We start from the raw sequence: 13,080 nt of genomic DNA, 5'->3' as shown, positions 1-13,080 counted from the left end.
TCTCTCGCTCAAGATCGCCTGGGTACCCGAGCACGCCGGGGGCAACCACACGCGACGCCGGTCACGACAGGGACGTACCGGAAAGGCGTCCGACTCGGGTGGCGCCGGGGTCAGATGACGCGGAAGAGGTCGGCGGCGGCGTGCACGTCGGTCAGGTCCTCCACGGCGCGGAGGTTGTCGCACAGGGCGTCCAGGACCGAGTCCGCCTCGGCGACCCGGGGCGTGCCGACGGCGATGCCGAAGACGCGGAACCCGAGGCGGTGCTTGGCGGCGTTCCAGCCGCGCATCCACTCCTCGGTGACACCGCAGTCGTCGTCGGTCAGCATCACGATGTCGCCCCGGGCCCGTGCGGTGTCGTCGAACTCCTCCTCCAGCAGCTCGGCGGCGGCCGACAGCGGCCGCTGGTAGCTGGTGCCGCCGCCGAGGAAGGACTCCGCGAAGTCGAGCACCTCGGTGATGCCGGCGGGCCGGCCGGCCGGGAAGCGGAAGACCTGGAGCTTGTCGGCGGCGGCGAAGAGGATGCCCACGAAGTCCCGGCCGGCCTCGCGGGCCTGGTCCAGCAGCGCCAGGGCGCACGCCTTGGCCCACGCCTCCCGGGTGATGCCACCGGGCCCGGCCTCGTACATGGAGTGCGAGGTGTCCACGCAGGCGATGACCGCCCCCTGACCGGTGGACTGCTCACCCTGGCTGTCGTACAGCATCAGCTCACCGGCGGCGTAGCGGGCGGCGAACACCGCGCGCAGTTCGGGCAGTCCGAGGGCCGCCAGTTCGGAGGGGATCACCCGGGACAGGTCGTCGCCGAGCGTCACGCCGATCAGCTCCCCGGTGGCGTTCTCCACCTTGCGGGCTCGCTCACCGTCCGCCATCTGCCGGAAGCGGCCGATCAGCTCGGCCCACTCGGCGAGCCGGCCGGTGCGCAGCCGCTCGGCGAGCCGGGCCCGCTGCTCGAAGGGCATCCGCTCCAGCTCTCCGGGGCCGACGCCCCACGCCCGCATCAGCGCGGCCTCCGTCCGCGCGGCCTCGGCGGCCCGCACCACCGCGCCCCGCGCGGCGGCACGGACACCGGGCAACGCCGCGCCCAGCGCCCGCGCGGCACTCCGTGCGTCCTCCCGCGCCGCGCCCTCGGCCGCCGTTCGTACGGCGTCGGTGACCGGGGCGGGTGTGGCGCGGTCCTCGGGGGCTTCGTGGGCGGCCTGCCGGAGCGCGTCGGCCACGGCGGCAGCGGCGTCCCGGGCGTCCCGCCCGCTCCGCTGCGCCCGCTCGGCCCGCTCCTGGGCGTCCGCGCAGTCCCGCAGCATCCTGCGCAGCGCGGCGCCCTGCGCCAGTACGGCCATGGCGGCGGCGTAAGGGTCGCCCGCCGTCTCCCGGTGCAGCGCGGCGAACTCCGGGGACTCCGTCAGGGACGTGACGATCTGGTGGTTGACCAGCCGGCACGGCTCCATCTCGGTCGGCCGCCGCAGCCGCGGGTGGGCCTTGTAGGCGGCCAGGAAGGTGTCGGCCAGGAGGTCGGTGGCGCCTTCGTGGCGCTCGCCGAGTTCGTGGGCGAGGTCGCGCAGTCCGGCCGACCGCTCGTACACCTCGCGCCAGGTCATGAGGTCGAACCGGTCCGCGACCACGGCGGCGGTGTGCCGCGCGGCGGTGGCGGTCGACAGACTCAGCCACTTGCCGGCGACGCCCGCCGCCCCGCCGTACTCCTCCGGCGTCCCGTCCGCGTCCCCGACCGTCCCGGTGCTCAGAGCTGGGCCTCCACCATGCTCGCGTCCACGCCGAGGGCCTCGGTCAGGACCCGGGCGCGCACCGCCCGTTGGCGGCGGGCGACCCGGTCGATGGCGGCGGTGGAGCGTCCCGCGCCCGCCGCCTCCTCGCGCAGCCTCTCCAGCCGCTTCCCCGCCGTGGCGAGCTGATGGTGCGCCTTCTTGATGACCCACTCGCTCAGCGCCTCGCGGGACTGCCCGGCCATGGCGTCGAGCTGGGCCTCCAGTTCCGCGACGGTGTCGGCCAGGTCGAGGGCCTCCTTGGCGTCGGGGTTGACCAGGTGCAGCACCTCCCGCTCGACGACCGGCCGCTGGGCGGGGGAGTCCCACAGCACGTGCGTCAGCACCGACAGGTCGGTGTCGGCGACCGCCGGACGGCCGTCGAGGTACGCGGAGGCCTGGAGCAGGCGGACGGCCTGGCGCCAGCGGCGGTCCGAGGCGACGAGTTCCTTGCGGCGCAGCGCTGCCCGCAGCGTGCACACCGCGTCGACCACGGCGTCGGGGACCTCGACGGTCGGGACCGCCTCGGACACCGCGTGCTGCAGCGCGGCCAGGTCGACCGTGGTGCGGGGCGGTGCCTCGGTGCGGCCGACGGCGGAGCGGACGAGCGCGGCGAAGTTGGAGGGGTCCGTCAGGTAGCCGACCTCGACGCGGACCAGCAGACGGTCGTAGATCGCGGCCGAGTCCTCCCCGGTGGGCAGTTCGTTGCTCGCCGTGATCGCTCCGATCAGCGGGCAGCGGATCGGCTCACCACCGTTCTCCGGGTGGTAGATCCGCTCGTTGAGGAAGCCGAGCGTCTCGTTGAGCGCCGCCGTCGAGCACTTGAAGATCTCGTCGATGAAGGCGACGTGCGCGGTCGTGGCACGACCGTCGTAGACCTGGCGGTACTCGCCCCGGGCCAGCGCGGCGACGTCGATGGGACCGAACATCCTCGTCGGCGCGGTGAACTTGGACAGCAGGATCTCCCAGTAGGAGGCGCCGTCGATCCGGCCCGTCAGCTCGCGGGCCATCTCCGACTTGGCCGTTCCGGGAGGCCCGAGCACCAAGGAGTGCTGCCCGGCGAGCAGTGTCACCACCAGTGTCCGCACGACGTCGGCCCGCTCGTAGAAACGGTCGGACAGCTCGTCACCGATGGCCCGCAACCGCCGGGCCGTGTCCCGCGCGTCCTGTGCGCCCATAGCCAACTCCTCGCCTCGGCGCTCCGATGCGCCGGGACACGCAGCCTATCCCGCACGCGAACGTCCCCCGGCGGGTGCTCCGGCCGGGGGACGAGACGTCGCACGGTGTCACGGCGGCACGGATTCCTCGGCACCGCGCGTGACGGACGCGGTCGCGGTCAGCCCCCGACGTTGACGTCGATGCAGGCGTAGAAGGCGTTGTCGGTGTCGGCCACGTTCCAGACGGCGAGCACCTTCTGGGGGCCGGACAGACCCCCGAAGTCGACCTGGTGGTTCACCACCGCGTCGGGCTTGGCGCCGCCGTCGTCGAACACGGCGATCCGCTGCCCGCCCACGTAGTACTCCCAGGTACTGGTGGCGTGCTGCGCGGTGAGCCGCCACGAGAACGTGGCGTTCCTCGGCACCGGGGTGACGGCCCAGCCCTTGCCGTCGTCGTCCAGCTCGGCGAAGCGGCTGTTGCCGCCGCTGCAGCTGGTCAGGCCCTTGGGGCCCTCGACGCTCTGGGGTTCGTACGTGATGTCCCCGCAGGACACCGTGCCGGCCGCGCACTGGGCCTGGCGGCTGGGCGGGTCGGAGATGTAGCCGTGCGCGCTGGCCGGCGAGGCGGGCAGGGCGACGGCGACGACGGGGGCGAGGGCCGCGCCGATCAGGGCGGCGGTCTTCCTGCTGGCGTGCATGGGCAACTCCTTCACCTCGGGCCGTCCCGAGGCGCGCGCGGTCGGGTGTGGGGGTGACCGCACGTCGGGGACGGCCTCTCGTGAGTGGGGGTCGAGAGACGGGAAGGTGACGCGCACCCGCCGTCCGGCCGGGGAGTCACGGGCCCGTGCGGGGCTCAACTCCATGAACGGAACGGCGAGTTCTGTTGGACTAGACCATACAAGTGGGCGACATGAGCGTGTCAAGGGTGGGGCGGCGCGCGCGGGTCGACTTGATAGGCAAGTGTTCACTTGCCTATGGTGGGGGCGTGGCCGACGACCTCTTCAAAGCGCTGGCCGACCCCACGCGCCGCATCATCCTCGACGAGCTGGTGGAGAAGTCCGGGCAGACCCTGTTCGAGATCTGCTCGCGACTGAGCATGAGGCATCGCCTCGGCATCTCCCGCCAGGCGGTCTCCCAGCACCTCGCCGTGCTGGAGGGTGCCGGTCTGGTCGAGACCAGGCGGGAGGGGCGGTACAAGTTCCACGACCTGAACACGGCCCCGCTCAGGCACATAGCCGAGCGCTGGCCCACGGACGACCCCGACCCGTCCCCACCGAAAGAGAGCACCCCGTGAAAATCCATCTGACCAGCATCTTCGTCGACGACCAGGCAGCCGCGCTGCGCTTCTACACCGAGGTCCTCGGATTCGTGAAGAAGCACGACGTCCCCGTGGGGGAGACGGACCGGTGGCTGACCGTCGTCTCGCCCGAGGACCCCGACGGTCCGGAGCTGCTCCTGGAGCCCCTCGGGCACCCGGCCGCCCGGACCTACCGGGACGCCCTCGTCGCGGACGGCATCCCGCTCGCCCAGTTCGCCGTCGGCGACGTCAAGGCGGAGTACGAGCGCCTGCGGGGCCACGGCGTCCGCTTCACCCAGGAGCCTCTGGAAATGGGCCCCGTCACCACCGCGGTCCTCGACGACACCTGCGGCAACCTGATCCAGATCGCGACCCAGGCGTAGGGGTCGGCGGCCGGGAGGGCGGGAACCGTCATTGACGCGGAAAGCTAATCGGGATAGCTTTTAGCTAAGTCGATTAGCCAACCGCTCTCCCGGAGGCGTCCATGACCGAGTACCTGCCCGTAGACGGCGGGACCATCGCGTACGAGGTGGCGGGCTCCGGCCCTCTGGTGGTGCTCGCCCACGGCATGGGCGACAGCCGTGCCGCCTTCCGTCACGTCGCGCCCCGGCTGGTGGCGGCGGGGTACCGGGTGGCCTCGGTCGACCTGCGCGGCTGCGGTGAGTCCAGCGTGGACTGGCCGTCCTGGAGCCGCACCGACATCGCCGGTGACCTGCTCGCCGTCATCCGCCACCTGGGCGGCCCGGCCGTGCTCGTCGGCCACTCGGTCTCCGGTGGCGCCGCCACCGTCGCCGCCGCGGCGGAACCCTCGCTGATCACCGCGGTCGTGGAGCTGGCGCCGTTCACCCGCAAGCAGTCGCTCCGCCTCGGTGATCTGCGGGTGACGCGCTTCCGGCGCGGCATGCTGCGGCTGCTCGGCACCGGGGTCCTCGGCAGTCTGCCGCTGTGGCGCTCGTACCTCGACGTCGCCTACCCGGGCGTGAAGCCGGACGACTGGACCGAGCGGCTCGGCCGCATCGATTCCCTGCTGCGCGAGCCGGGCCGGATGAAGGCCATGCAGAGCATGGGGCGCAGTGCCCCGACGGACGCCGGCGCCCGGCTCGGCAACGTCCGCTGCCCGGTCCTGGTGGTGATGGGCACGGAAGATCCCGACTGGGCCGACCCGCGCGCCGAGGGCTCGGCGGTCGTCGAGGCCCTGCCGTCCGGCCTCGGCCGTCTCGAGATGATCGAGGGGGCCGGCCACTATCCGCACGACCAGTATCCCGACCGGGTCGTCGCCCTCGTGCTCGACTTCCTCCGTACGGAGGCCGCCCGTGCCTAGGGCCGGCCTGGACCCGGCGGCCGTGGTCGCGGCCGGTGCCGCCCTGGCCGACGAGGTGGGCCTGGCCAACCTGACGATGGGGGCGCTGGCGGAGCGGCTCGGCGTGCGGACCCCGTCCCTCTACAAGCACGTGGGCGGTCAGGACGACCTCAACCGGCGGATCGCCGTTCTGGCGATGAGTCAGGCCGCGGACGCCGTCGGCGGCGCGGTCCAGGGCTACGCGGGCCGGGACGCCCTGGCGGCGGCCGCCCGCGCCTTCCGCGCCTTCGTCCTGGAGCACCCCGGACGGTACGCGGCCACCATCGGACTGGAGCCGTCGGGCCCCGACGACCCGTTGGCCGCCGCCGGGCGGCGCCTGCTCGACGCGTTCACGGCGGTCCTGCGCGGTTACGAGGTGGATCCGGCCGAGGTGGACCACGCCCTGCGGATGCTCCGCAGCCTGTGCCACGGCTTCGCCACGCTGCAGGCCGCGAACGGCTTCCAGTGGAGCGCCGACATCGACGAGAGCTTCGAGTGGCTGATCGCCTTCGCCGACCGGGGCTTGCGCTCCCGGTGATGCCGATCCCGGCCGATCCCGGATCGCATTGCAACGAGTCCGGTGTCGGCCTGTTGCGTTAACGGGTATCCATTGCAACGATATGAAGCCTCTGAACTGCTGAGATGATCGATAAGTGCAATAAATTGGTTGCTCAGACAGTGAAGGCAACGTAGCGTTTCCCTTGTTGGAAAGCGACGAGGGGGGATCATGGACGCAGTGCGGAGCCGGAGCGGGACCACGCCCGGCGCCTTGAACGCCTTTGCCCGCTTCGTGCTCTGCGGCGGCGGCGTGGGCCTCGCGTCGAGCTTCGCCGTGACGGCACTCGCCTCGTGGGTGCCCTGGGTCCTGGCCAACGCCGTGATCACCGCGCTGTCCACCCTGCTCGCCACCGAACTGCACGCACGCTTCACCTTCGGTGCCGGCGGGCGCGCCACCCGGCGCCAGCACGCGCAGTCGGCCGGATCCGCCGCTGCCGCCTACGCGGTGACCAGTGTCGCGGTGCTCGCCCTGCACCAGCTGGTGGTCACCCCCGGCCCGGTGCTCGAACAGGTCGTGTACCTGGCCGCCTCGGCGCTCGCCGGTGTGGCGCGGTTCGCGGTGCTGCGCCTGGTCGTCTTCGCGCGGACCCGGCCGCAGCGGGGCGGTGCCGGCCGCGCCGCGCTTCCCCTCGCCCGCGCCTCGGCTCCGGCCGCTCCCGCGGGGCTCTGCCGCGCGGCCTGACAGCCGCCTTATGGTGGTTCGATGCGTTTCGTCCCCAAGTGGGTGCTGCTCTCCTCGGGAGGTGCGCCCGCCCTGCTGGTCGGAGGCTGGTCGGGCGCGGCCCTGTTCGAGGGGTCCGCCTACGACCCCGCCACCCAGACGATCAGCGTCCTCGGGGCCTACGGCGCGGCGGGGTACTGGGTGATGACGACGGCCTTCCTCGCCCTGGGCGTCTGTCACCTGCTGACCGCCTGGGGGTTGCGGGCGGCCGCGACCGCCGGGCGCGTGGCGCTGGGCGGCGGTGGTGTGGCGGCGTTCGCGGTGGCGCTGCTCCCCGCCCCGAGCAGCGGAGGGTCCCTGCGGCACGGCGCGGTGGCCGTGGTCGGCTTCACGCTCCTCGCGGTGTGGCCGCTGCTGGCCGTCGACGGCGGGGCGGCGGCTCCCTGGGCTCTGCGGCCCGCGCCGGCGGTCGCGGTGTGCGTGCTGATGGCCGCCGGTGGAGCGTGGTTCCTGTTCGAGATGCAGCGACACGGCAACGCGGGCGTGGCGGAACGCGTCGTGACGTTCTTCCAGTCGGCGTGGCCCTTCGTGGTCGCCGTCTCCTGCCTCCGGCACGTACGCCGCCCGGCCCCGCCACCCCTGCCGGACTAGCGCGCCGGCCGTCCAGGACCGGTCCGCCCGGCCCGCGGCCCGTTCAGCCGGCGGCGGAGCCGTGCCGGTCCACGATGGCCTCGACGATCCGCATCAACCGGTCGCCCGCCCGGTCGATGCTGCCGTTCTGCGTGCTGACCTGCGCGCCCTCCAGTACGAAGGTGATCTCGGCCGCGGCCTGCTCGGGGTCGGGCAGCCCGGCGGCGGCGCACAGGGCGACCATCCGGCGGGTCTGATCGGCCTTGTGCCGCTCGATGACCTCCCGCGCCGGGTGGGTGCGGTCGGGCAGCTCGGCGAGGGAGTTGATGAAGGGGCAGCCCCGGTGCGAGATCGCGGGCAGCCCCTCGGCGATGAAGCGGGCCACGCCCAGGATCTGCTCCCTGGGGCGGCCGGGATGCTCGGCCTCCACCCGGTCGAAGGCGGCCCGGTACTCGGCGGCGACGATGCGCAGCCACTCCGCGACGAGTGCGTCCTTCGTGTCGAAGTGCCGGTAGATCGCCATCTTGGTGGTCTCCGCCTTCTCGGCGATCGCCTGGACGCCCACCCGCCGGATCCCCTCGCTCTGGAAGAGCTCCTCCGCCGCATCGAGGATGCGCTCGCGCGGCGGCAGCTTCGCCACCCTGTCCGGCCTTGCGGCGGTCGATGCCATGACTGCTCCGTGACGTCGGGACCCGTGGCGGGGCGTAGGGCCCCGCGGCGCCTGCTACGGTACCAGTCCGTTCCATTCGATACCGCTGGGTATCGTCCGAGACTCATCGGTATCCGAGTTCGGGTGATGCCCGTTCTTCCTGGAGTGACAGTGAGAATTGCCGAGTACGTGAGCTTCGACGCGGTCGGCCTCGCCGAACTGGTGGCGAAGGGGGACGTCGCCCCCGCCGAGGTGGAGGCCGTCGCACGCCGGGCGGCGCGGGCGGTCGATCCGGAGATCAACGCCGTCGTCGAGACGTGGCCGACGGACGAGGTGCCGCGGCCGGGCAGCGCGCCACTGGCCGGGGTCCCCTTCCTGATCAAGGACATAGGAGTCGCCATGGCAGGGCGGCGCATGGAGATGGGCAGCCGCCTCGCGGCCGGCCACGTGTCCCGCTCCGACTCCACCCTGATGCGACGGTTCCGCAGCGCCGGCCTCATGACCTTCGGCCGCACCGCGACACCGGAGATGGCCTACAGCAACACCACGGAACCGGCGCTGTACGGCGCGACCCGCAACCCCTGGGACCCGACGCGGAGCGCGGGCGGATCCAGCGGCGGCGCCGGCGCCGCCGTGGCCGCCGGGGTGGTCCCGATGGCCCACGCGACCGACGCCGCCGGCTCGCTCCGCATCCCCGCCTCCTGCAACGGCCTCTTCGGACTGAAGCCGACCCGGGGCCGCGTCCCCGTGGGGCCTCAGGTCGACGAGATCTTCAGCGGCCTGGCCGTGCACGGCAGCGTCAGCCGGACGGTACGCGACAGCGCGGTCCTGCTCGATCAGGTCCGCGGCCCCGAACCGGGCGATCCCTACGTCGCCCCGGAGCCGTCCAGGCCGTACACCGAGGAGATCACCCGCGACCCGGGGCCCCTGCGGATCGGTGTCCTGACCCACGCCTGGGGCGGGCACCCCACCACCGCGCCGGTGGCCGACGCGCTCTCCCGCACCACACGTCTGCTCACCTCCCTCGGCCACGAGGTCGAGGAGGTCACGGTCGACCTGGGCGTCGAGTGGGAGGACTTCCTGCTGGCCAACGCCCGGCAGTGGACGGCGCATCTGACGGCGTCGATCGACGAGCTGGCCGCCGCCACGGGCCGGCCCGTCGGTCCGACCACCCTGGAGGAGCCCGTCCTCGCGAGCTACCGCTACGGACAGGAGGTCACCGCCGCCGACTTCGTCACCGCCCTCGGGATGCGCAACCGGGTCAGCCGGTCCCTGGCGCGCTACTTCGCCGGGCACGACATGCTGCTCACCCCGACGCTGCCGGACCTGCCCGTGCCCCTCGGCACCCATGCCGCGGGCGCCGAGGGACTGGACGGCCTCGGGTGGCTGCGGCGCCTCTTCGACCTCTCGCCGTTCACGGCCGTCTTCAACGTCGCGGGCACGCCCGCCATGTCCGTACCGGTGACGGCCGACGCCGCGTCCGGGCTGCCGGTCGGCATGCAGTTCGCCGCCGGTCACGGCCGGGAGGACGCGCTCTTCCGTCTCGCCGGACAACTCGAACAGGCAAGCCCCTGGTCGGACCGGACGCCCACGGTGTGGGCCGGCGACCGCGAGGAAGGCTGAGAACCGTCGGGACCGTCAGGAGCCGTCGGCCGCGCGGCGCACGGCGTCTTCGACCTCCCGGCGCGTGGCACCCGTCTCCTCGGCGTGGGCGGTGACGGCCTCGACCAGAGCGGCGGTCGCGTCGGACCAGACCGCGAGCGCGATCGTGGCGTTGTCACCGCGGTTGCCGCGGTACCGCTCCTCCGCCGCGTCGACGGCCCGCCGGAGCGCGATGAGACGTCTCGGGATGTCCATACCGGGTCAGCCTAGGCCACTGTTCCAGGGCGCCGGATGGCCCGCCGGGCGGAGTCTCGCCCGGCGGGGGCAGTGATCCGTGCCCTTCCCGCTGCCTCCGCCGGACGGCCGACGGCCGGTGTGCGGTCGCCGGTTGACCTCGACCAAGGTTGAGGAAACACACTGCTCCCATGAATGCTTCGGACAACGGGACCCTGCTCTTCCGGAACACCATGCGCATCACCGACGGCCACCTGGACGAATTCCGGGACGCCGTCGTCCGCGCCGTGACCTTCGTCGAGCGGCACGGACCGCAGATCATGGTGCAGACGTTCGTCGACGCGGAGCACCTGCGTGCGCACAGCTTCCAGCTGTACCGGGACTCCGACGCGGTCCGCGCGCACTGGAAGCTGGCCGACCCGTACATCCAGGAGGTGATGAAGCACTGCGAGGTGGAGCACTTCGAGGTGTTCGGCGAACCGGACGACGAGGTCGCGGCCGGGCTGCGCTCGGCGTTGGGGGAGCAGGTCGAGCTGACGTTCTCGCCGCGCGTCGCCGGGTTCGTCCGCCCCTGACCGGACCCCGGGCGGGTAAGGTGCGCAGCCGTACCGGACACCGCGGGGGAGGAGAGACGGTGGGCGTTCACCGAGCGGAGGCGACGGCCCGGGAGATGCGCGAGGCGGTGCGCGCGCTGCTCTCCGTACTGGACCCGGCGCAAGTGCGCGAGCTGCGCGCGGCACCCGACCGGCTCGACGCCCCCGAGCTGCGGGAGTGGACCTACCTGCCCGGCCCCCGCCCCGGTCTGTCGACCGAGGGCCTGGACGGCCGGCAGCGCGAGGCGGTCGACGCGCTGCTGGCCGCGGCGCACAGCGTGCCCGGAGCGGAACTGGCGCGCGGGGCCGTCGAGGTGGAGCGCCACCGCAGGGCCACGGTCGGTGCGACCGGCCCCGACCGCTACTGGATGCGGCTGCTGGGAGACCCGGACGGCGACGGCCCCTGGGGCTGGCGGCTCAACGGCCACCACCTCGCCGTGCACGTACTGGTCACCGCGGCCGGGATCCGGGTGACCCCCCACTTCGTCGGGGCGGAACCCGCCCTGATCACGGACGGTCCGCAGGCCGGTCGCCGCCTGCTGGGCCCGGAGGAGGACCTGGCCCGGGAACTGGTCACCGGCCTGGACGCCGGCCGGCGTGCGAGAGCGGTCTTCGCCGCCGCTCCACCCGACGACATCCTGACCCGCGCGGACCCGTTCGCCGACCCCGGCCTGCTGCCGGCCGGCCTGCCGCACGGCGACATGACCCCCGGCCAACAGCGGCTGCTCGTCCGTCTGGTGCGCCGCTACCTCGACCGGGCGCCCGCGGCGTACGCCGAGCAGTGCTGGGCCGAGACGGTGGCGCGCGGACTGGACACGCTGGCGTTCGCCTGGGCCGGCGGACGCGCACCCGGAGACCGGCACTACTACTGCGTCCGCGGCCCGGACCTGCTCATCGAGTACGACAACACCCAGGACGACGGCAACCACGCCCACTCCGTCTGGCGCCACGTCCGCCACGACTGGGGCGCCGACCTGCTCCGCGCGCACTACACGGAACGGCACGGGCCGCGGCACTGACCGCCACGGGCCCGAGCCGGCGTCAGATCCCCTCCACCTTGGCGTTCGCCGAGATCTCGTAGACCAGTTCCAGCGTGCGCCGGCCCCCGGGAGGCAGCGTGACGTCCCAGCGGACGATGCCGTCCTCGTCGACGTCGTCGGGCGGGGGAGCACAGGCCTCCCGGCGCAGGCTCACCGTCACCGCCGACGTCTCGGAGACGGGGACGCGTTCCCGGACGACGACCGTGTGCTCATGCCCCTCGGCGGGTCCCGAGAACCGCGAGAGGTGCAGCCGGACGGTCCGGGTGAGGACGGTCCGCTGGGCGAGCCCGGAGGTGTCGCGGGTCTCCTCGGTCCGCCGCACGACCCGGTGGTCGTCACGACTGCCGAAGGCGAGGGCCGCCCGGGCGCCCGGCGCGGTGAACTCCAGCGTCCCCCGGCCGAGAAAGCCCCCGCCGCCGATCAGGTCGACCGGTCCGGCCAGCAGCGCGTGTCCGGAGCGGTTGTCGAACCGGACCACTCGCCCGACCAGCGGGGACAGCTCGGGCGCGCAGGTGTGCTCCGTACGCGCGGGCGTGTCGAAGGAGGACAGCGGCACCCGGTGGGCCCGCCCGTCGGACGGTACCGAGACCGGGTTCGCGCAGCGCAGGACCCGCACCTCGCCGCCGTCGTCGACTCCCGGCAGGCCCTCGACGGGTGCCGGACCGAGGTCCGTGATCTCCTCCTCGCGCAACTCGACCTGGACGGTCCGGCGTTCGGCCGCGGAACGGTCGCGGAGCGTCAGCCGGTCCTCGGTGAGGCGCGGAGGCTCGGCGGCGAGCGTGCTGCGGGCCGTCGACAGCGTCAGCCGTACGCCGGACCAGTCCTCCCCGGTGCGCTGCCAGACCACCGCGTCGGTGTCCAGCGTGAGCGAGTCCCCGTCCAGCACGGCCCGGTACGCGGGCCGCCACAGCGCGCACGGGACGAGGTGAGCCACGCGCAGACCGGCCGGCCCGGCGCCGGCCGACCGGACGGTCAGCTCGATGTGAGCGACCAGTTCGGCGGGCTGTGTCTCGGTGTCCGACAGAACCTGCCGGGCCTCGGACAGCTCCGTGCCGAGCGCCGCCAGCCGGGCGTCCGCCTCGCGCAACTGCTCGCCGCGGGTGTCCTGTTCCCCGTCGATCCGGTCCAGTTCGCGGCCCCAGCGGGCGGTGTCGGCCTCCCCGAGGCCCGTGCCCTCTCCGATCTCCCGCAGCAGATCGGTGGCGAGCCGGCCGAGGAGGTCGACGCGGGCGAGCAGCCGCTCGCGACGCTGCCCCCACGCGTGCTGCTCCGCTTCCAGTTCCCTCACCCGCCGGCGCGGTTCCGAGTCGTCGTCGGCGGGGCCCGGCCCCCTCGGCACCCACGCGCGCACCACCCGGGCGTCGAGCACGGTGACCGGCCGCTCGGCGGTCAGTTCGGCGTGCAGGCTGTGATCGGCGACCAGGGCGCTGACCGGGCCCAGACGCAGGAGACGGGTGCCGTCGGCGAGGTCGAGCACGGCCGTCCGCTCGACGTAGGCCCGGTCCTCCAGGCAGGTGACGGCGGTGACGGGGAGGGCGATCGGGTCGGGGCTCACGGGCATGAGGG

The 13,080-nt window shown here is 73.5% G+C and carries 15 protein-coding genes; 9 read left to right on the top strand and 6 right to left on the bottom strand.

The window, feature by feature from the left end:
- Window positions 1-110: 110 nt before the first annotated feature.
- The 3 genes from ACFZP7_RS02655 to ACFZP7_RS02645 all read right to left on the bottom strand — a co-directional run bounded on the left by ACFZP7_RS02655 (window position 111) and on the right by ACFZP7_RS02645 (window position 3,609).
- Window positions 111-1,616 (bottom strand): VWA domain-containing protein, encoded by a 1,506-nt coding sequence (locus ACFZP7_RS02655; protein ID WP_385633751.1) that lies wholly within the window; start codon window positions 1,614-1,616, stop codon window positions 111-113.
- Between the two features lie 116 nt (window positions 1,617-1,732).
- Complete coding sequence (locus ACFZP7_RS02650; RefSeq protein WP_385633750.1) at window positions 1,733-2,932, bottom strand: AAA family ATPase; 1,200 nt, start codon at window positions 2,930-2,932, stop codon at window positions 1,733-1,735.
- Window positions 2,933-3,090: 158 nt separating this feature from the next.
- Window positions 3,091-3,609, bottom strand: coding sequence for a lytic polysaccharide monooxygenase auxiliary activity family 9 protein (locus ACFZP7_RS02645; protein ID WP_019324299.1), 519 nt, complete (start codon window positions 3,607-3,609; stop codon window positions 3,091-3,093).
- A 287-nt stretch (window positions 3,610-3,896) separates the two neighbouring features.
- Between ACFZP7_RS02645 and ACFZP7_RS02640 the strand changes: the two genes are divergently transcribed.
- The 6 genes from ACFZP7_RS02640 (at window position 3,897) to ACFZP7_RS02615 (ending at window position 7,417) form a co-directional block, all read left to right on the top strand.
- The gene (locus ACFZP7_RS02640; protein ID WP_385633749.1) at window positions 3,897-4,205 is read left to right on the top strand and encodes an ArsR/SmtB family transcription factor; all 309 of its coding nucleotides are present in this window, start codon (window positions 3,897-3,899) and stop codon (window positions 4,203-4,205) included.
- On the top strand, window positions 4,202-4,591 hold the full coding sequence (locus tag ACFZP7_RS02635; protein ID WP_385633748.1) for a VOC family protein: 390 nt from the start codon (window positions 4,202-4,204) through the stop codon (window positions 4,589-4,591). Before ACFZP7_RS02640 ends, ACFZP7_RS02635 begins: the two co-directional genes overlap by 4 nt.
- 101 nt (window positions 4,592-4,692) lie before the next feature.
- A complete protein-coding gene (locus tag ACFZP7_RS02630) occupies window positions 4,693-5,529 on the top strand; it encodes an alpha/beta fold hydrolase (protein ID WP_385633747.1) in 837 nt (278 codons plus the stop codon).
- 22 nt (window positions 5,530-5,551) lie between these two features.
- A complete protein-coding gene (locus ACFZP7_RS02625; protein ID WP_385638317.1) occupies window positions 5,552-6,085 on the top strand; it encodes a TetR/AcrR family transcriptional regulator in 534 nt (177 codons plus the stop codon).
- 189 nt (window positions 6,086-6,274) lie between these two features.
- Complete coding sequence (locus ACFZP7_RS02620; RefSeq protein WP_385633746.1) at window positions 6,275-6,787, top strand: hypothetical protein; 513 nt, start codon at window positions 6,275-6,277, stop codon at window positions 6,785-6,787.
- Between the two features lie 21 nt (window positions 6,788-6,808).
- Window positions 6,809-7,417, top strand: a complete 609-nt coding sequence (locus tag ACFZP7_RS02615; protein ID WP_385633745.1) for a DUF998 domain-containing protein — start codon at window positions 6,809-6,811, stop codon at window positions 7,415-7,417.
- Window positions 7,418-7,460: 43 nt separating this feature from the next.
- Here ACFZP7_RS02615 and ACFZP7_RS02610 read toward each other — a convergent pair whose 3' ends face one another.
- Window positions 7,461-8,066 carry a helix-turn-helix domain-containing protein gene (locus tag ACFZP7_RS02610; RefSeq protein WP_030969696.1) on the bottom strand — a complete coding sequence of 202 codons (606 nt, stop codon included), beginning with the start codon at window positions 8,064-8,066 and terminating at the stop codon, window positions 7,461-7,463.
- Window positions 8,067-8,216: 150 nt separating this feature from the next.
- Here ACFZP7_RS02610 and ACFZP7_RS02605 point away from each other — a divergent pair, with 150 nt between their 5' ends.
- The gene (locus tag ACFZP7_RS02605) at window positions 8,217-9,668 is read left to right on the top strand and encodes an amidase (RefSeq protein WP_385633744.1); all 1,452 of its coding nucleotides are present in this window, start codon (window positions 8,217-8,219) and stop codon (window positions 9,666-9,668) included.
- 15 nt (window positions 9,669-9,683) lie between these two features.
- Here the strand turns inward: ACFZP7_RS02605 and ACFZP7_RS02600 are convergent, their stop codons facing one another.
- Entirely contained in the window at window positions 9,684-9,902 is a 219-nt protein-coding gene (locus ACFZP7_RS02600; protein ID WP_019324309.1) for a hypothetical protein, read from the bottom strand.
- Window positions 9,903-10,072: 170 nt separating this feature from the next.
- Here ACFZP7_RS02600 and ACFZP7_RS02595 point away from each other — a divergent pair, with 170 nt between their 5' ends.
- Together ACFZP7_RS02595 and ACFZP7_RS02590 are read left to right on the top strand one after the other, a co-directional pair.
- A complete protein-coding gene (locus ACFZP7_RS02595) occupies window positions 10,073-10,456 on the top strand; it encodes a hypothetical protein (protein ID WP_385633743.1) in 384 nt (127 codons plus the stop codon).
- A 59-nt stretch (window positions 10,457-10,515) separates the two neighbouring features.
- The gene (locus tag ACFZP7_RS02590; protein WP_270890263.1) at window positions 10,516-11,493 is read left to right on the top strand and encodes a DUF3500 domain-containing protein; all 978 of its coding nucleotides are present in this window, start codon (window positions 10,516-10,518) and stop codon (window positions 11,491-11,493) included.
- 22 nt (window positions 11,494-11,515) lie between these two features.
- Here the strand turns inward: ACFZP7_RS02590 and ACFZP7_RS02585 are convergent, their stop codons facing one another.
- The gene (locus ACFZP7_RS02585; RefSeq protein ID WP_385633742.1) at window positions 11,516-13,075 is read right to left on the bottom strand and encodes a mucoidy inhibitor MuiA family protein; all 1,560 of its coding nucleotides are present in this window, start codon (window positions 13,073-13,075) and stop codon (window positions 11,516-11,518) included.
- Window positions 13,076-13,080: the final 5 nt, after the last annotated feature.

The sequence above is a fragment of the Streptomyces sp. SudanB5_2050 genome, assembly GCF_964272335.1.
GTDB lineage: Bacteria > Actinomycetota > Actinomycetes > Streptomycetales > Streptomycetaceae > Streptomyces > Streptomyces rochei.
This window is presented reverse-complemented; position numbering and strand designations above follow the sequence as displayed.

Bases quoted from the DNA above. Each gene is read 5' to 3' on its own strand.
- ACFZP7_RS02650 (WP_385633750.1), bottom strand. From the start codon at position 2,932: ATGGGCGCACAGGACGCGCGGGACACGGCCCGGCGGTTGCGGGCCATC.
- ACFZP7_RS02645 (WP_019324299.1), bottom strand. From the start codon at position 3,609: ATGCACGCCAGCAGGAAGACCGCCGCCCTGATCGGCGCGGCCCTCGCC.
- ACFZP7_RS02630 (WP_385633747.1), top strand. From the start codon at position 4,693: ATGACCGAGTACCTGCCCGTAGACGGCGGGACCATCGCGTACGAGGTG.
- ACFZP7_RS02620 (WP_385633746.1), top strand. From the start codon at position 6,275: ATGGACGCAGTGCGGAGCCGGAGCGGGACCACGCCCGGCGCCTTGAAC.
- ACFZP7_RS02615 (WP_385633745.1), top strand. From the start codon at position 6,809: ATGCGTTTCGTCCCCAAGTGGGTGCTGCTCTCCTCGGGAGGTGCGCCC.
- ACFZP7_RS02610 (WP_030969696.1), bottom strand. From the start codon at position 8,066: ATGGCATCGACCGCCGCAAGGCCGGACAGGGTGGCGAAGCTGCCGCCG.
- ACFZP7_RS02600 (WP_019324309.1), bottom strand. From the start codon at position 9,902: ATGGACATCCCGAGACGTCTCATCGCGCTCCGGCGGGCCGTCGACGCG.
- ACFZP7_RS02595 (WP_385633743.1), top strand. From the start codon at position 10,073: ATGAATGCTTCGGACAACGGGACCCTGCTCTTCCGGAACACCATGCGC.
- ACFZP7_RS02585 (WP_385633742.1), bottom strand. From the start codon at position 13,075: ATGCCCGTGAGCCCCGACCCGATCGCCCTCCCCGTCACCGCCGTCACC.